At 32.7% G+C, this 18,471-nt stretch carries 14 protein-coding genes; 12 read left to right on the forward strand and 2 right to left on the reverse strand.

Annotated features, from left to right (window positions below):
- Positions 1-101 precede the first annotated feature (101 nt).
- Complete coding sequence (locus ABMA45_RS00740; protein ID WP_022087970.1) at positions 102-1,703, forward strand: MBL fold metallo-hydrolase RNA specificity domain-containing protein; 1,602 nt, start codon at positions 102-104, stop codon at positions 1,701-1,703.
- Between the two features lie 218 nt (positions 1,704-1,921).
- On the opposite strand, the gene ABMA45_RS00745 is transcribed toward ABMA45_RS00740, so the two are convergent.
- A complete protein-coding gene (locus ABMA45_RS00745) occupies positions 1,922-2,296 on the reverse strand; it encodes a hypothetical protein (RefSeq protein WP_022087971.1) in 375 nt (124 codons plus the stop codon).
- Positions 2,297-2,654: 358 nt separating this feature from the next.
- Here ABMA45_RS00745 and ABMA45_RS00750 point away from each other — a divergent pair, with 358 nt between their 5' ends.
- From ABMA45_RS00750 to nagA, 9 genes are all read left to right on the forward strand, one after another.
- The gene (locus ABMA45_RS00750) at positions 2,655-5,048 is read left to right on the forward strand and encodes a GH36-type glycosyl hydrolase domain-containing protein (RefSeq protein ID WP_022087972.1); all 2,394 of its coding nucleotides are present in this window, start codon (positions 2,655-2,657) and stop codon (positions 5,046-5,048) included.
- Between the two features lie 25 nt (positions 5,049-5,073).
- Entirely contained in the window at positions 5,074-6,489 is a 1,416-nt protein-coding gene (locus ABMA45_RS00755) for a phosphoglucomutase/phosphomannomutase family protein (protein ID WP_022087973.1), read from the forward strand.
- 124 nt (positions 6,490-6,613) lie between these two features.
- Complete coding sequence (locus ABMA45_RS00760) at positions 6,614-8,410, forward strand: sensor histidine kinase (protein ID WP_022087974.1); 1,797 nt, start codon at positions 6,614-6,616, stop codon at positions 8,408-8,410.
- 252 nt (positions 8,411-8,662) lie between these two features.
- Positions 8,663-9,976, forward strand: a complete 1,314-nt coding sequence (locus ABMA45_RS00765; protein ID WP_022087975.1) for an ABC transporter substrate-binding protein — start codon at positions 8,663-8,665, stop codon at positions 9,974-9,976.
- Between the two features lie 79 nt (positions 9,977-10,055).
- Positions 10,056-10,952: a carbohydrate ABC transporter permease gene (locus ABMA45_RS00770; RefSeq protein WP_022087976.1), complete on the forward strand. Its 897-nt coding sequence runs from the start codon at positions 10,056-10,058 to the stop codon at positions 10,950-10,952.
- A gap of 14 nt (positions 10,953-10,966) precedes the next feature.
- On the forward strand, positions 10,967-11,824 hold the full coding sequence (locus ABMA45_RS00775) for a carbohydrate ABC transporter permease (RefSeq protein ID WP_022087977.1): 858 nt from the start codon (positions 10,967-10,969) through the stop codon (positions 11,822-11,824).
- Positions 11,825-11,839: 15 nt separating this feature from the next.
- Positions 11,840-12,688, forward strand: a complete 849-nt coding sequence (locus ABMA45_RS00780; protein WP_022087978.1) for a response regulator transcription factor — start codon at positions 11,840-11,842, stop codon at positions 12,686-12,688.
- Positions 12,689-13,396, forward strand: a complete 708-nt coding sequence (gene nagB, locus ABMA45_RS00785) for a glucosamine-6-phosphate deaminase (protein WP_022087979.1) — start codon at positions 12,689-12,691, stop codon at positions 13,394-13,396. It abuts the gene before it with no gap.
- A gap of 132 nt (positions 13,397-13,528) precedes the next feature.
- Positions 13,529-14,764 (forward strand): N-acetylglucosamine-6-phosphate deacetylase, encoded by a 1,236-nt coding sequence (gene nagA, locus ABMA45_RS00790; protein WP_022087980.1) that lies wholly within the window; start codon positions 13,529-13,531, stop codon positions 14,762-14,764.
- A 90-nt stretch (positions 14,765-14,854) separates the two neighbouring features.
- Here nagA and ABMA45_RS00795 read toward each other — a convergent pair whose 3' ends face one another.
- Positions 14,855-15,460, reverse strand: a complete 606-nt coding sequence (locus tag ABMA45_RS00795) for a Maf family protein (protein WP_022087981.1) — start codon at positions 15,458-15,460, stop codon at positions 14,855-14,857.
- A gap of 141 nt (positions 15,461-15,601) precedes the next feature.
- Between ABMA45_RS00795 and ABMA45_RS00800 the strand changes: the two genes are divergently transcribed.
- The gene (locus tag ABMA45_RS00800) at positions 15,602-16,399 is read left to right on the forward strand and encodes a Cof-type HAD-IIB family hydrolase (RefSeq protein ID WP_022087982.1); all 798 of its coding nucleotides are present in this window, start codon (positions 15,602-15,604) and stop codon (positions 16,397-16,399) included.
- A 226-nt stretch (positions 16,400-16,625) separates the two neighbouring features.
- A complete protein-coding gene (locus tag ABMA45_RS00805) occupies positions 16,626-18,419 on the forward strand; it encodes a Na/Pi cotransporter family protein (protein ID WP_022087983.1) in 1,794 nt (597 codons plus the stop codon).
- Positions 18,420-18,471 lie beyond the last annotated feature (52 nt).

The following is an 18,471-nucleotide window of genomic DNA, read 5'->3' on the forward strand; positions in this document are numbered from 1 at the left end:
AAAATAAAATCGTTTTATATTTTTGACCCTGTAATCATAAAATGTTATAATAAATATATTAATTAGTACGGATTAAAATTTAATATAAAGGGGATGATTTTATGATTCTAACATTTCTTGGAGCAGACCATGAGGTTACAGGAAGTTGCCACTATTTACAGGTTGGAGATAAAAAAGCTATTGTAGATTGTGGTATGGAACAGGGAAAGGATATTTATGTAAATCAGGAGTTGCCGGTGGCAGCAGGAGATATAGATTACATATTTTTAACTCATGCTCACATTGACCATTCAGGATTAATTCCGCTTATGGTAAAGAGAGGCTTTAAGGGACAGGTATTTGCAACGAAAGCAACTTGCGAATTATGTAACATAATGCTTCGTGATAGTGCACATATCCAGGAATTTGAAGCTGAATGGAAAAGCAGAAAGGCAAAGAGAGCCGGTAAGGAAGAATATGAACCAATCTATACGATGGCAGATGCAGTAGCTGCCTGTGAATTAATGGTTCCGGTAAACTATGATGAAACTGTGAGTGTATGTGATGAATTCCAGATTAAGTTTGTAGATGCAGGACATTTGCTTGGTTCATCAAGCATCGAGGTAAAAGTTACTGAAGGTGATGTGTCTAAGACGATAATTTTCTCAGGAGATATTGGTAATATTAATAAACCAATAATTAAAGATCCTAAGACAATGGATGGAGCTGATTATGTCTTAATAGAATCTACATATGGTGACAGATTCCATGAAGAAAGACCTGATTATGTAAAAGCTCTGGCGAGAATATTAAACGAAACATTTGCAAGAGGTGGAAATGTAGTTATCCCGTCATTTGCCGTAGGCAGAACTCAGGAAATGCTATATTTCCTCCGTATTATTAAAAGAGATAATATGGTTAAGAACTATCCTAATTTTGAAGTGTATGTAGATAGTCCGCTTGCCATAGAGGCAACAAATGTATTTAATAATAACGTAATTGATTGCTTTGATGAAGAAACAATGGAATTAATTAACATGGGAGTTAACCCGTTGAAGTTCGATGGATTAAAGGTTTCAGTTACAAGTAATGAATCTGTTGCTATTAACCAGAATAATATGCCAAAAGTTATATTGTCTGCATCAGGTATGTGTGAAGCCGGAAGAATACGACACCACTTGAAGCATAATCTGTGGAGAGAGAACTCTACAATATTATTTGTAGGTTATCAGGCAGTCGGTACGTTAGGAAGAGCAATACTTGAAGGAGCAACAACAGTAAAACTTTTTGGTGAAGAAATAGCTGTTAAGGCAAGAATAGAATCCTTAAAAGGTATAAGCGGTCATGGAGATCAGAAAGAGTTAGTAAAATGGCTCGAAGCTATGAAGAAAAGACCACAGAAAGTCTTTGTAGTTCATGGTGAAGATGAGGTATGTGATATTTTTGCAAAACTTTTAAGAGATGAACATGGATATGATGCATATGCTCCTTACAGTGGAACACAGTTTGACCTGGCAACAGGTGAATTAATAAAAGAAGGAGTTCCAATCAGAATACAAAGCAACTCTTCAAAACAGAGAAAACCATCTACTGTATATGAAAGATTACTTGCTGCAGGGCAGAGACTTCTTGCAGTTATTAAACGTAATGAAGGCGGTGCAAATAAAGACCTTGCAAAATTTGCCGACCAGGTACAGGCACTTTGTGATAAATGGGATAGATAAAATTTTATTATTAAGTTAAAAGCTATTAATTAAAAAAGCTACCACTTTACAAATTACGTAAAGTGGTAGCCTTTTTTTGTAAAACATTCCAATTTGGTATTTTTACATGATTAGAAAAACATTGTTTTTCTAAAAGTGGCTTTTTGATTTTAACATTACAAATTAATTATAGTCGAAAAAAGTCGATAATTATTTTATTTGAAAATAGTACGCTATTTTTAAACTAAACTGCATTTTTTCTTCACATCATCACTATAATAAGTGTTTTTGACAAGTTTATCATAGTAGAGGTAAAGCTTTTGTACTCCTCTTTCGAGAAAGAAATAATGCCTTATGTAAAATAAAAGAAGAATGTATATTGCAAGCAAAAATACAAACACACATATACTTTGGAGAACATAATTTGCCAAAGTTGTAAAAATTGCAATAATTGCAAATGTAACTGTTACGATTAAATGAATAAGTCTTTCATTTTGGAAAAACTGAATCTGTTTCATAAAATCGTTAAAAACTGCTTCACGTTCATTGTCTGACAATTCTTTTGATGTGACCATTTCCATATGGTCCAAAAATTCCTGTAATCGTTCTCTCATATAAACCTCCCAACTTTGATGTTTATTTATATGTATATTTTACACCTAAACAAACATAAATAAAGTCTAAAATTAAATTGATTTTCTTTATTTTCATAATGAATCTACAATTTACTGAAACAATCCGTAAGAATTAAAGTTGTGGTTTTTTGACTCTGCTATCAAATAATATTTATGACAAATGTAATAGATTGATTAATCCGTAAATTATTGCTGATTTGTATTTATTTGTTCCAAATAACAAAAAATAAAAACAAATCTGACAAAAAGAGAAAAGTAATAACAAGTACGTTCATTCAAAAAAGAGATTATATTTGCTATCATTATTTTAACTAAGAAAATAGGCAGGGAGAGGATTATGAGATACGGACATTTTGATAATGAAAAAAGAGAGTATGTAATAGACAGAGTGGATCTTCCTACATCATGGACGAATTATTTAGGTGTGAAAGATACATGTGTGGTAGTTAATCATACGGCAGGTGGTTATATGTTTTATAAAACACCTGAGTATCATAGAGTAACAAGGTTTAGAGGCAATTCAGTGCCAATGGACAGACCGGGACATTATGTGTATGTAAGAGACAATGATAATGGTGATTACTTTAGCATTTCATGGCAGCCGGTAGGAAAGCCACTTGATAAAGCTAAGTATAAGTGCAGACATGGATTATCATATTCTGTTTATGAATGCGAATATGATAAATTAAAAGCAAGTCAGAAACTTTGCGTTCCAATAGAAGATGATGTTGAACTTTGGGATGTAGTTATTGAAAATACAGACAATAAACCTAGGAACTTAAGTATTTTTTCTTATTGTGAATTTTCCTTCCATCATATTATGATAGATAATCAGAATTTTCAGATGAGTTTGTATTGTGCGGGTTCCTCATATAAGGATGGAATTATATTGTATGACTTATTCTATGAAGAATTTGGTTATCAGTATTTTACTTCAAATTTTTCTCCAGATGGCTTCGATTGCCTCAGAGACAAGTTCCTGGGTTTATATCATACGGAAGATAATCCACAGGCAGTAATAAATGGAAAATGTACAGGTTCATTTGAAAAAGGAAATAATCACTGCGGTTCTTTACAGAAAAATATTGTAATACAACCGGGCGAAAAAGTCAGACTTATCTTTATGTTAGGTGAAGGCGATGACACAGAAGGCAGAAGAATAAGAGAAAAGTATAGCGATTTTACAAATGTGGACAAAGCATACAAAAATTTGGAAAAGTATTGGAATGATAAAATTAATAAATTAACAATTGAAACTCCAAGTGAAGCAATGAACACAATGATTAATATATGGAATTTATATCAGTCAGAAGTTAATGTAATGTTTTCAAGATTTGCATCTTTCATCGAAGTAGGTGGAAGAACGGGATTAGGATATAGAGATACGGCGCAGGATTCAATGACTATACCGCATTCTAATCCGGAAAAGTGTAAACAGAGAATAGTACAGCTTCTTAATGGATTAGTTTCAAAAGGATATGGATTACATTTATTCCAACCGGAATGGTTTGAAAAGAAAAAGGATGATAAGAAACCTTTTAAATCACCTACAGTAATTCCGGGAATTAATAAGTCAGATATAATACATGGTATTGAAGATGCATGCTCAGATGATGCTTTATGGCTTATACCATCTATTGTGGAATATATAAAAGAAACAGGAGAAATCGAATTTGCTGATCAGATTGTTCCATATGCAGATAAGGGAGAAGGTACTGTATATGAACATATGATGAGAATATTAGATTTTTCAGCAAAAGAAGTAGGAGCAACAGGAATTTGCTTAGGACTTAGGGCAGATTGGAATGACTGCTTAAATCTTGGCGGAGGAGAAAGTGCTTTAGTATCATTTTTACATTATTGGGCAATAAACAATTTTATAGAATTAGCACAGTATCTTGGAAGAGATGATGATGTTAAGAAATATAAGGAAATGGCCATGCATGTAAAAGATGTATGTAATAATGAATTGTGGGATAAAGATTGGTTTATAAGAGGAATAACCAAAAACGGAAAGAAAATTGGAACAAGTACAGATAATGAAGGTAAAGTTCATTTAGAGTCAAATGCCTGGGCAGTATTGTCGGGGGCGGCATCGGAAGAAAAAGGCATTAAGGCTATGGACAGTGTAAAAGAATATTTGGCAACACCATATGGAATAATGTTAAATGCTCCATCGTATACAGTTCCTGATGATGATATAGGATTTATCACAAGAGTATATCCGGGTGTCAAGGAAAATGGTGCTATATTCTCACATCCAAATCCATGGGCATGGGCAGCGGAATGTGTACTCGGAAGAGGCGACAGGGCAATGGAATATTATAATTCATTGTGCCCATACAATCAGAATGACATGATTGAAATCAGAGAAGCAGAACCATATTCTTATTGCCAGTTTATCATGGGAAAAGACCATACTGCATACGGAAGAGCAAGACATCCGTTTATGACAGGAAGTGGAGGATGGTCATATTTCTCAGCAACAAGATATATGCTTGGAATCAGACCTGATTTTGATAAATTAAATATTGATCCATGCATTCCAAAGGAATGGGATAAATTTAAAGTTCACCGTGTATGGAGAGGCGCGGAGTACGATATAAATGTAGTTAACCCTAATAAGGTTAATAAAGGAGTTAAAGAAATAAAATTAAATGGGGAAATAGTAGATTTTATTCCGGTTATGGAAAAAGGAAGCCATAATCTGGTTGAAATCACCATGGGGTAGCATAAGGTATAATGAGGAGGCTTACATGATTAAATTTGGAACAGGCGGCTGGAGAGCAGTCATAGGAGATGAATTTACTAAGAAAAACATTCAATTATTAGCTCAGGCTATGTGCAACAAAATGAAAGCAGAAGGCAAGACTGATAAAGGAATGATAATTGGTTATGACAAGAGATTTTTGTCAAAAGAAGCTATGAGATGGATGGGACAGGTATTTGCAGCACAGGAAATTACAACATTGCTCGTTAACAAATCAGCGCCTACTCCTCTTATTATGTTCTATGTAGAAAAACATGAAATGCCATATGGAATGATGGTAACAGCAAGCCATAATCCGGCTATTTACAATGGTGTAAAAGTATTTACTTATGGTGGCAGAGATGCTGATGAAAATCAGACAAAAGAAATAGAAGACTACGCTTCAAAAATAGATGTGGATTCTATAGAAGAAATGGATTATGATGAGGCAGTAAGCAAAGAGTTGATTAAAGAAATTTATCCTTTAAATGAATACTTAGATAATATAATTAATGCTGTAGATATGCAGAAAATCAGAAATGCAGGTCTTAGAGTTGCTTTAGACCCGATGTATGGAGTTTCTGAAATACCTTTAAAAACATTACTGCTTACGGCAAGATGTGATGTAGAAACAATACATGACAGACATGATACCTTATTTGGTGGAAAACTTCCATCACCAAGTGCATCAACTCTTAGAGGTCTTATGACAAGAGTAATTGATTATGGATTTGACATAGGAATTGCTACAGATGGAGATGCGGACAGAATTGGAGTTATTGATGATACAGGAAGATTTCTTCATCCAAATGACATTCTTGTGTTATTATATTATTATCTTGTAAAATATAAAGGATGGCATGGTGCAGTAGTTAGAAACGTAGCTACAACACATATGCTTGATAAGGTAGCAAATAAGTTTGGGGAAACTTGTTACGAAGTTCCGGTAGGTTTTAAGTATATATCAGCAAAAATGACTGAAGAAAATGCAGTTATTGGCGGGGAATCTTCCGGAGGACTTACAGTACGTGGACATATTAATGGTAAAGATGGTATTTACGCAGCAATGTTACTTATAGAAATGATAGCAGTTACAGGAAGAAAGTTATCTGAAATATATAAAGACATTGAAGCTGAATGCGGAGCTATTTATATGGAAGAGCGTGACTACAAATTTACAAAAGAAAAGAAAGAAGAAATTCACAAAATATTAATGGAAGATAAACAGATTCCGGAATTACCATATAAGATTCAGCATGTTTCGTATATGGATGGAAGCAAAGTTTATTTTGAAAACGGAGGATGGGTAATTGGCAGATTCTCAGGAACAGAACCGTTGATTCGTATTTTCTGTGAAATGCCAACAAAAGAACAGGCTATTGAAGTTTGTGAAATATATGAGAAATTCTTAGGATTAAAGTAGTAATTTTGGAGTAACATAAGTTTAATAAGTCATTTACATAATAATTATTTATATAATATTAGTAACAGAATAATAAATAAGTTTCCCGACAGAAATAATAGTAAAAGTTGAAGGGAGACTAATAATGAAAAAGAACAACAGATATAATGCACTAAATAAAGAAAGGAAAAAGGCAAATCTGACCTTTGGGATGATTCGACTGCTGGTAATATGCCTTGTAGTACCGTTTGGAGCATTGTCGGTTGTTCTTTTTTTCTCGTCAGCTTCAAAAACTTCTAATCAGGTAAGAAATACAGTAGTTACATCTATGGAAAATGCTGCAGAAAACTGCAACAGTAATATAGAAAAAGTAATACAGGAATCAAAGCAGGCTTCATATGACAATGTCATAAGAACAAGTTATTTACAATTCCTAAAAGATAAAAATGAAGCGGTAATGTACAGAGAAATATCTAGTTATCTTAGTGAAAAGTACAAATATAATTCAATGATTTCAAGCACAATTGTTGTATTTAAAGAAAAAACAACAATGGAATATTATACGTATAGCAATGTTGCGGGAGCGACTTATGCAAGTATTTCAGATTTTAAAAATAATGCTATGACACAGATAAAGTCAGTAGCTCAAAGAATGGGAACTAATACTAAATTTATAGAGATAGGAGAACATCTGTATTTAGTTAGAAATCTGGTTACAAGTGATTACAATCCTTATGCAATTATTGTTATGGAAATAAATAAATCAAATATGTTTAAAAGCATGGATAATGTAGTGTGGAGAGAAAATGGGGCTATATTTCTAGATGGAGATATGGTATGTGAACCTGATTATGAAAATGATATAAATAATGAAAAATTCAAAATTTATGCTGATAATAATAAAAGAAATTATGGAGAAGTTACAGAAACAGAAAGCAATTATGATAGTAACAATTATACTGTAAATCTGTACACAAGATGCAATAATCAGCAGTTTACATATATTGTTAAATTAAATCGAATGGAAGTACTTAATGAATCGTTTACGTATGTATATATATATGTATTAATCATTTTGATTACAATTTTATTGGCAGCGTTAACATTTTATTATTTTTACAGAAATATCAATAAACCAATTTCAGATTTGATGGAAATGTCTGAAAAGATTGAAGAAGGAGAATATGGAATAACTTTACCTGCATTTGAAGGAAATAAAGAATTTGGAAAACTAATAGATACATTTAACCATATGTCATTAGGACTTGAAGAATCTTTTAATCGAATATATGCAGAAGAAGTAGCATTAAGAGATGCAAATATGCAAGCGTTGCAGTCACAGATTAATCCACATTTTCTAAATAATACATTGGAGATTATTAACTGGAAGGCCAGAATGAGTGGAAATCATGATGTAAGTGGAATGATTGAATCTCTTGGAGTAATGATGGAAGCGACAATGAATAGAAAAAAAGAAAAATTCATCACTATTGAAGAGGAACTTAAGTACGTAGATGCTTATTTGTATATCATTCATCAGAGATTTGGAAGCCGATTCCATTTTGATAAAGATGTGGATGAAAATTTACTTAATTTAAAGATTCCAAGACTTATAGTACAGCCAATTGTAGAAAATGCTGTAGAGCATGGAGGAGATAAAGAGGGGAATATTATAGGAAGCCTGAAAATATATGCAGATTACAATAACTTGTATATAGTTGTTCATAATAATGGAAATATGACTGAGGCTGATAAAGCGAAGATAGAAATATTACTTTCGGATCAGAAACTGGAAGAGAATGTACATAATATCGGAATTAGAAATGTAAACATGAGACTTAAGCTTTTATATGGTGAAAACAGTGGTTTATCTATAGAAAACATTGATGACAATCTTACTGAAAGTAAACTGAAAATAGATAGGTTCAAAATGGAAAATTGACAATAATAGCAAAATTTTTAAATTGAAAACAATAAAATACAAATTTTTGCAAAAAGATTAAATATTTTATACAAAAATGAACAACTATATTCAACAAATAAACAAGCAAAATCATTAACTTTTTTGTGCAATTCGAATAGAATAATACATGTAATAAATAATAGATACGGAAAAAACTTATAACCAAATAAAAAAAGCATATGGTTATAAGGAAAAAAGAAAAGGTATCAGTGAATGGATTGGAGGAGTTATATGAGAAAACCATTAGCACTTATGCTCGCAGGACTTATGGCAGTATCCATGGTTGGATGCGGAAGCAATGGAGATGCCGCAAGCAGCAGCGACAACAAAGACAAAGCAGATTCAGGAAAGGTAACATTAAAGGTTACAACAACATATGCAGGTGAAGACACAAATGCAGGAAATTATAAAGATGCCTGTGCTGCATGGACTAAAGAAACAGGAAACAAGATTGAAGATAGTTCAGCAACATCTGATGAAACATTTAAATCAAGAGTTATTACAGACTTTGAAACAGGTTCAGAACCGGATGTATTATTCTTCTTCAACGGAGTTGATTCAAACCAGTTCGTTGAACAGGGTAAGGTAGTTTCAATTGATGAAATCAGACAGGAATATCCTGATTATGCATCAAATATGAAAGATGACATGCTTGGAGCATCACCTGTAGATGGAAAGAATTATTCAGTACCGGTTAATGGATACTGGGAAGGATTATTTGTAAACAAGGATGTACTTAAAGAAGCAGGAGTTGAAGCTCCAACAGCAGATACAACTTGGGATGAATTTATGACAATGTGTGAAACAATAAAGAAAGCAGGTTACACACCAATAGCAGCTTCATTACAGGAAATTCCACATTATTGGTTTGAATACACAATTTTCAACTTCCAGGATGTAGCTACACATAGTACATTACCTAAATCAGCAGATGATGAATATGGTAAAGCTTGGGTAAATGGTATCAATGATATCAAAGACCTTTATGAAAAAGGATATTTCCCAGACAATACATTAACAGCATCAGATAGTGAAACATTTGAGTTATTTACATCTGATAAAGCAGCTTTCTTAATTGATGGTTCATGGAAAGTTGGTGGTATTGAAGAAGCAGTAGATGATATTGATAATTACACAGTTACATACGTTCCTGGAAAAGGAAATCGTAAGTCAACAGACCTTATCGGTGGTCTTTCAAGTGGTTACTATATTACAAAGAAATGCTGGGATGATCCTGAAAAACGTGCAGCAGCTGTAGATTTCATTGAATACATGACAAGTGATGAAATGGTATCAAAATTTGCAGGAAGCTCAGCAACAGCATTAAAGAATGGTGCAACAGTTGACGCTGATTCAATGTCAAGTCTTGCAAATGCAGGTGTAGAATTATGTGCAGGAGCAACTGGAATTTCTCCAGCTGTACAGGATAGTTTATCAACAGCAGCAAAAGATCCTATTTTTGCAGGTATGGCAGATATTGTTCAGGGTAACACAAAAGTCGCAGCAGCTGTAGATGAAGCATTAACAATTAATTCTGGTGAATAAATTATTAAAATAATCAAGTAGAAATTAGAGCCGGAAGGAACAAAAACCTTCCGGCTTTAAAAAAATAAGGAGATATAATATGGGTGCAAAAATATACCAAAACAAAAAATATATTGCATTTTTCTTAATACCGGCATTTGTTTTTATGTTGATATTTCTTTACTACCCATTCATACAAAACATAATTAACAGTTTTCAACATATAAAGTATATGGGGACGGCAGCTGACAAATGGAATGCTCCGTTTTACAAAAATTATCTTGAAATTTTCAAGGATCCGAAAATGTTAATAGCCTTGAAAAATACAGGAATTATGATTATAGCAACAATTGTTGGAGAAGTAGGACTGGCTATTGTTCTTTCATTGTTAGTAAGCAATATAAAGAAAGGTGCAGGATTTTTCAGAGTAGTATATTTTTTCCCAATTGTTATTTCAGCAACAGCCCTTGGCTTATTGTTTAACTTAGTTTTCCTTTATGATAAAGGAATGATAAATCAGCTTCTACAGCTTATTGGTGTTTTGGATGCAGGTAAAAATGAATTGATTGACTGGAAGGCAACACATCCGATGTTTACAATGCTTGTTCCGGTTATATGGCAATATGTTGGATTTTATTTCATAATTTTACTTACGGGATTAAGCGGAATACCGGAAGATTTATATGAAGCAGCAGAAATTGATGGAGCTTCAAAGCTTCAGCAGGTTAGATATGTAACGCTTCCATTATTAAGAAATAGTATTTGTACATGCGTAGTATTAGCAGTAACAGGAGCTTTAAAAGTATTCGATTTACCATGGACAATGTTTGTAAATGGTATGTCAAATACATGGTTAACAGGAACATACATGTACTCAAAAGTATATGTAGATGTTGACTACAGTTCGGCAATAGCAGTTGTTATTGTAATAATAGGTGTAGTATTGTCAGTTGTAGTAAATCAAATATTTAAGACAAATGACGATTATGATGTATAGAAGGGAGAAAAGACATGAAGAAGAAAAATTTTAAAATATCTTTGGTATTTGTATATACAATTCTTATTGTTTGGGCTCTTACGACAATTTTCCCTCTGCTATGGTCCATCATGAATTCGTTTAAAAATAAAAAGGCAATATACAATAATTCATTTGCATTGCCTGTTGGTAAACTGTTCTCATTAGATAATTATAAAGCAGTATTTGCCAACTATGACATTTTGAATGCATACAGGAACAGTTTTATTATATCTGGTACTGTTGCAGTAGTTGTTATTCTATTCTCCGGAATGGCAGCTTATATATTAACGAGGTATAAGTTCCCGGGCAAGGGAATTTTGGATGCCTTACTTTATGCAGGAATGATGTTCCCTATCTACTCCACCATCATTCCTGTATTAAGAATGATGACAGGTTGGGGAATTGTAAACACACCACATGTTTCATTAAATTTGTTATCAGTTATACTTCCGCAGATTGCAGGAAATATGTCATTTGCTATAATAGTACTCAGAAGTTACATGAGAGGGCTTCCGGTGGAACTGGAAGAGGCAGCGTATATGGAAGGCTGTAATATATTCCAGATTTATTTTAGAATAATCATGCCGCTATCAAAGCCATCATTTGTAACAGTTGGAATTTTTAGTTTCCTTTGGAGCTACAATGATTTGTTTACTCAGATGTTCTTCCTTAGAACAAAAGATAACTGGGCAATTACAATTCTTCTTAATAATATTGCTTCAAAAGAAGGTGTAAATTATGGTATGCTGTTCACATCAGTAACTTTGATTGTAATACCTATTTTAGTAGTATATATGGCATTACAGAAATACATTATTAAAGGTATGACAGTAGGTGCTGTTAAGGGATAATAAGGAGAGAGTTTTATGTATAAAGTAATTATCGTGGATGACGAGCCGATTATAGTAGAGGGGCTTAAATTAGGAATTGAATGGGCAAATTGGAATTGTGAAATTGCTGGTACAGCCAGCAATGGATTAGCAGGTTTAGAACTTATGAGAAAAATAAAACCTGACATTTTAATTTCAGATATATCAATGAATAATATGGACGGACTTGCAATGGTTGCAGCAATTAAGTCTGAGTATCCCGATATTGAAGTGTGTTTATTGACAGGATTTAGAAATTTTGAATATGCACAGCAGGCTATAAAGCTTGGAGTGACAAGATTTTTATTAAAACCGTCAAAGATAGATGAGTTAGAAGAAGCAATAAGTGCAATGACTAACAATCTTAAGCAGAAGGGAAATGATAGCAGCAATGCAGAAATTGATTCTATATGGAGCCGTTCAGATGAAGAAGAGAATTATATATATGAAACATTTATAAAAAATCATCCTGAATGTGATACTCCTGAAAAGGATAGATTAAAATGTACTGATGCTAACAATTTTATACTTAAAAACGCATTGAAATTTATATATGAACATTACAAATTGAAATTAAGTCTTTTAGATGTGGCTGAACAATGTTTTATAAGTAGCTGGCATTTAAGTAAGTTACTTAATCAGTACACAGGAAGAGGATTTTTTGAAATAGTTAACACAATAAGAATAGATAAGGCGAAAGATTTGTTAGAGAATAAAAATTATAAGATTCAGGATGTATCTGAACGCGTAGGTTTTCAGGATGTAACACACTTTTGCCGTATATTCAAAAGTTATGTAGGAAAATCTCCATCGGATTACAGAAATTATGGAGGGAAAGGAAAATAAATGCGTGTTATAGAAACACAGGATTATTATCATATGAGCAGAACTGCAGCAAATATTATTTCAGCTCAGATAATAATTAAGCCAAATAGTGTCATTGGGTTGGCAACGGGTTCTACACCAATAGGAACTTACGAACAGTTGATTCGCTGGTACGAGAAAGGTGATTTAGACTTTTCTAATGTTACTACAATTAATTTAGATGAATATAAAGGAATTGCTCCTGATAATGAACAGAGTTATAGATATTTTATGAACAAGCATTTGTTTGATCGTATCAATATTGATAAAAAGAATACATATGTGCCTGATGGTTTGGAAATGGATTCTGATAAAGCATGCTCAGATTATAATAGAATAATAAGAGAATCAGGAGGGGTTGATTTACAACTTTTAGGTCTTGGAAATAATGGACATATCGGATTTAACGAACCAGGTGAAGCATTTGAAAAAGAAACTCATTGCGTTAAATTGACAGAAAGTACTGTTAAGGCAAATTCAAGATTCTTTGATACTATCGATGAAGTACCTAAGGAAGCTTATACAATGGGAATTAAAGCCATAATGCAGGCTAAAAAGATTGTTGTTGTAGTAAGTGGTGAAGGTAAGGCAGAGATAGCTAAAAAAGCCTTCTTTGGACCGGTAACTCCAAAAGTACCGGCATCAGTATTACAGTTACATAACGATGTAACAGTAATTATGTGTAAATAAGTAGAATACTAAAACAAGTAAAAGCAATTACTAAAATAACTTTATTTAAACTTTCGGTTAAATTTCGTATTTTGGTAATTGCTTTGTGTTAATAAAGGATTAATTTTATAGAAAAGCAAAAGTGAGGGTTTTATGGAAATTATAAAGAATGGTAAGGTTTTTACAAAGAATTTTACATTTGAAAAGGCAGATATAATATTAGATAAAGGTGAAATTAAGGATATTATATATTTTGGAAATAATGGTGACAGTACAAATAATTCAAGTGATATTAGTGGTAGTACAGATGCAAATAACAATAAATCAGATAATAATTACACTAGAATTATCGATGCTAATGGCTTAATGGTAATTCCGGGGCTTGTAGACATCCATTTTCACGGATGTGTTGGCAGTGATTTTTGTGATGCAACACTTGAAGCTGTAGAAAAAATGGCAGAATATGAAAAAGAGCATGGAATAGCTGCCATTTGTCCGGCAACAATGACATTGCCAAAACAACGTCTTATGGAAATTTGCAGAAATGCAAAAGAATATAAGGATATTCAAATGAATACTAAGTCTTTGGAAAAAAATAATGAACAGGTAAATACTTCAGAAAAATTAAAGGCAAAGCTCGTAGGGATAAATCTTGAAGGCCCATTTATATCTCCGGACAGGGTAGGAGCTCAGAATCCTGAATATGTTCAGAAACCGGACGCAGAGATGTTACAAGAACTTATTGACGAATCAGGTAATATGGTAAAGCTTGTAACAATAGCACCTGAAAGAGAAGGCGCTATAGAGTGTATTTCAAAATTACACGATAAAGTCAGATTCTCAGTAGGACATACAATGGCAAATTATGATGAAGCAACATTGGCATATGAAAGCGGAGCAAAACATGCAACACATTTATATAATGCAATGACAGGATTAAATCATAGAAATCCGGGCGTTGTAGGTGCAGCAAGGGATGCCAAAAATGTTACAGCAGAATTGATTTGCGATGGAGTACATATTCATCCTTCAGTTGTAAGAGCAACATTTTCAATGTTTGGAAGCGACAGAGTAATACTTATAAGTGATAGCATGAGAGCTTGTGGAATGCCTGATGGTGAATCAGAGTTAGGTGGCCAGGTTGTTATAAAGAAAGGAAATGAGGCAAGACTTGTTACAGGAGAATTGGCAGGAAGCGTAACAAATGTTTACGACTGTATGGTTAAGGCCATAGAATTTGGAATCCCTATAGCAGATGCGATTAAAACAGCAACTTATAATCCGGCAAAGGCAATAGGAATTCTTGATGAATTTGGAACTATAGAAATAGGCAAAAAACCGGGATTTGTATTGGTTAATGAAGACTTTTCAATAAATCAGGTTTTATAATAAGTATAATAAGAACTCTTCACAAACTGTATGTACCTTCTTTGCCGGACAAAAATGTCCGGAATTCTAGGTACATATCAGTTGAACAAGTTAACACAAGTCTGAAAAATTATTGATTTCATGATATAAGCGCGAAATAGGAAGACCTACTACGTTGTTGTAATCACCATTTATTTTCTCAATATGAATTGCAAAAGGTCCCTGAATTCCATATGCTCCGGCTTTATCAAAAGAATCTTTTGTATTAATATAACTGTTTATTTCATCGTCAGTCATAGGGCATACATGTACATCTGTTTTTTCATAAAAAGATTTAACTTTCGGAGATGAATTTCCGGATGTGTAATGAAGTAAGGTTACGCCTGTATAAACCTGATGCGTTTTATTCTGTAATTTCTTTAACATACGAAATGCATCATCATAATCAGATGGTTTTCCCATGATTTCATCATCGCAAAAGACGACAGTATCAGCTCCAATAATTAAAGTGTCGTTCTCCAATAAAGAAAGGGAATTTGCAACGCCAAAAGCTTTGACAGATGAAAGTTCCATGGAAACGTCAAAAGGAGCAGTTTTAGTTGTGATTTCAGGAGTGTCAGAAGTAACAATTTTAAAGTCATACCCTGCCTGCTTCATTAGTTCCATACGTCTTGGCGATTTAGATGCCAAAATAATATCTGTATTTGTAATATTCATATCAATTAATTCTCCTAAATATTTAAATTCATAATAGAGTATACAACAAAATAGTGTAAATAAATATAGTTATATGTTAACATCATAGTGTAATCAAAACTTACAAAAATGTTAATAAAATTTAATTATGGAGAGAAACATATGAATAAGTTTAAGGGATATCTTATTTGCACGGATTGCGATGGAACATTGACAGACAATGAAGGAAAAGTATCAGATGCAAATGCAGAGGCTATTAAATATTTTGAAAAAGAGGGTGGATTATTTACATTAGCTACAGGCAGATTTCCTCATTTCGCAAATAATTTTAAAGATAAATTTAAGGTTAATGCACCAATAGTATCCTTAAATGGTGCGGTACTCTATGATATTAACGCAGAGAAAATGTTAAATTCATGGAAAATGGAGAAAGAGCGTTTTGCTAAAGTTTTAAGATATGTAAATGAAGAATGGCCACAAATATGGGAAATATGGACAAGTGGAAACATATATGAAAGTGTAGGTTATAAGCCGGCAGAACATAAGTATGATGAAAATAGTTTGGAAGAATATATAACAAAGCTTCCGGATTATTTATATAAAAATCTGTTTATTCAACCTGCTGATGTAACAAAAAAATTGCAGGAGCAGTTAAAAATAAGATTTGGGGATAAATTCAGATTTGATTTAAGCTGGCCCGAAGGAATAGAAATGCAGTCGATAGACAGTGGAAAAGGAATTGCAATAAAATATTTGAAAGAACATTTAGGAAAAGAAAATGGAAATACTATTCATACTACAATCGGAATTGGAGATAATGAAAATGATATAAATATGATTGAATGTTCTGATATTGGATATGCAGTAGGTAATGCAGTAAAAGAATTGAAAGAAAAGGCTGACAGAATTACAGTTGCAAACACTGAGGATGCTATAGCAAAGATAATTTCACAACTTTAAATAACATTAAAATTTTTATTGAAAAAAGTATGTGTATTCGTTATTATGGACTATGGATATGTAAATTATATGTAAAAATCAAGGAAAAAATAAGAAAAAATGAAGTAAAATATCTATTTTCCATAGGAAACAAAATGGACAAAGTTCATTATATATAAGTGTTTCCGACGATTAGCCACCGACCAAAGGGAGGGGGCAATACATAGTGTGCAAGGAGAAAGTAATTATGGACTATGTACTTTTAGTATTAGAGTTACTTGGTGGCGTAGGACTGTTTTTGTATGGAATGAGTCTTATGGGTTCATCTCTTGAAAAGTTAGCAGGTGGAAGTCTTGAAAAGATTTTGGAAAAGCTGACAACAGGAAAGAGCAAAAGAACAGGACAGATTAAAGGTTGGGGCCTTGGAACAGGGGTAACTGCCATTATTCAGAGCTCAGCGGCAACTACACTTATGCTTATCGGATTTGTAAATGCCGGAATTATGAAATTAGGACAGGCTATTCCGGTAGTATTTGGTGCCAATGTTGGTAGTACAGCGACAGCTATTATTTTAAGTTTAGGAGATGTTGGTGATAATCTTTTAATTTTAAAATTAGTTAAGCCTAAATATTTAGCATGCGTGTTATTGGTTGTAGGTGCTTTTATTATTCTTTTCTCTAAGAAAAAGAAATTAAAAGATACAGCGGGAATTTTAGTTGGTCTTGGCATACTTTTTACAGGTATGACAACAATGGAATCTGTGTTTAGCAGTAATGCACAGATTACAGCAGCTATTGAGCATATGTTTGGAACAATAAGTAATCCATTACTTGCATTTTTAATAGGTATGGTACTTACGGCAATTATTCAGAGCTCATCTGCTTCAGTAGGTATTTTACAGGCACTTTCCGCTACAGGAGTAGTAACATATGGAACTGCAATTCCTATTATTATCGGTCAGAACATTGGTAAATGTGTTGCTATTATTTTAGGTGGAATCGGTGCAAATAAAAAAGCAAAAAGAGTTTCTCTTAGCTATTTATTGTTTAATATTATAGGTGCATTTTCATTTATGGTTATATTCTGTGTATGTAAAGAAGCATTTGGTTTAGCAATATTTGGAGAAACTGTAAACAGAAGTAAGATTGCTATTATCCATGTAGGATTTAACCTTGTTACAAGTTTAGTTTTACTTCCATTTGCAGATAAAGTAGGTGATTTGACAGGAAAGATTGTTGGAAATGAAGAAGAGTCTCTTATGGATAAAGAACTTGGAACACTTGATCCAATGTTATTAAAAACACCTACAGTAGCTTTAAAGCAGAGTAAAGAAGTTATGTGGGCAATGACGGATGCAATATCAAATAACTATAAGATTGCATGCGAGCTCATTAAACATTTTGATATTAAGTTATTAGATGAAGCAAGAAAAAATGAAGACTTTATTGATAAATGTGAAAGCGTTTTAAGTTCATACATTTTAAAGATAGATGCAAAACAGCTTCATGGAGATGGAAAAAGAGTCGTATCTGAATTATTAAATTCAGTTGGAGATTTGGAAAGAATAGGTGATCACTGTATAAATATTTCATTCCTTATGGAAGAAATGAATGAAAGAAAAGCTCATTTTTCTGATAAGGGGTTAAAAGAAGTTGAGGTCTTAGTAGATGCAATAGAATCTATTATTAATACAACATTCCAGGCATTTAAAGAAGATGATGAAATATCAGTTATCAGAGTAGAGCCAATGGTTAAGATAATTTCAAGATTAAAAAATATGATAAAAGACAATCATATTTCAAGATTGGAAAACGGACAATGTAGCATAGAAGCAGGTATTACTTTATTAGATTTACTTACTAATTTTGAGAGAATTGCCAGCCACTGTGAAAATATAGCTTTGCATATTACTAAGAGGGTAAATAAAGAATTGCATTTAGATGATATGCATGGACATATGATGGACAAACATAGTGAGGAATATAAGGGACTTTACTTATATTACAAGTCTCAGTATGTAGATAAAATTGAAAATGAATAATAATATTGACATATGGTATGGATGATGTTTAAATTAAACTATCTGTACTAAG

It is taken from the genome of Eubacterium sp. CAG:156, assembly GCF_000434315.1.
GTDB classification, from domain to species: Bacteria; Bacillota; Clostridia; order Lachnospirales; family Lachnospiraceae; genus Eubacterium_U; species Eubacterium_U album.

Coding starts and splice junctions, on each gene's coding strand:
- ABMA45_RS00755 (WP_022087973.1), top strand. CDS start 5,074: ATGATTAAATTTGGAACAGGCGGCTGGAGAGCAGTCATAGGAGATGAA.
- ABMA45_RS00740 (WP_022087970.1), top strand. CDS start 102: ATGATTCTAACATTTCTTGGAGCAGACCATGAGGTTACAGGAAGTTGC.
- ABMA45_RS00795 (WP_022087981.1), bottom strand. CDS start 15,460: ATGAATATTACAAATACAGATATTATTTTGGCATCTAAATCGCCAAGA.
- ABMA45_RS00745 (WP_022087971.1), bottom strand. CDS start 2,296: ATGAGAGAACGATTACAGGAATTTTTGGACCATATGGAAATGGTCACA.
- ABMA45_RS00800 (WP_022087982.1), top strand. CDS start 15,602: ATGAATAAGTTTAAGGGATATCTTATTTGCACGGATTGCGATGGAACA.
- ABMA45_RS00775 (WP_022087977.1), top strand. CDS start 10,967: ATGAAGAAGAAAAATTTTAAAATATCTTTGGTATTTGTATATACAATT.
- nagA (WP_022087980.1), top strand. CDS start 13,529: ATGGAAATTATAAAGAATGGTAAGGTTTTTACAAAGAATTTTACATTT.
- ABMA45_RS00760 (WP_022087974.1), top strand. CDS start 6,614: ATGAAAAAGAACAACAGATATAATGCACTAAATAAAGAAAGGAAAAAG.
- nagB (WP_022087979.1), top strand. CDS start 12,689: ATGCGTGTTATAGAAACACAGGATTATTATCATATGAGCAGAACTGCA.
- ABMA45_RS00750 (WP_022087972.1), top strand. CDS start 2,655: ATGAGATACGGACATTTTGATAATGAAAAAAGAGAGTATGTAATAGAC.
- ABMA45_RS00805 (WP_022087983.1), top strand. CDS start 16,626: ATGGACTATGTACTTTTAGTATTAGAGTTACTTGGTGGCGTAGGACTG.
- ABMA45_RS00770 (WP_022087976.1), top strand. CDS start 10,056: ATGGGTGCAAAAATATACCAAAACAAAAAATATATTGCATTTTTCTTA.
- ABMA45_RS00780 (WP_022087978.1), top strand. CDS start 11,840: ATGTATAAAGTAATTATCGTGGATGACGAGCCGATTATAGTAGAGGGG.
- ABMA45_RS00765 (WP_022087975.1), top strand. CDS start 8,663: ATGAGAAAACCATTAGCACTTATGCTCGCAGGACTTATGGCAGTATCC.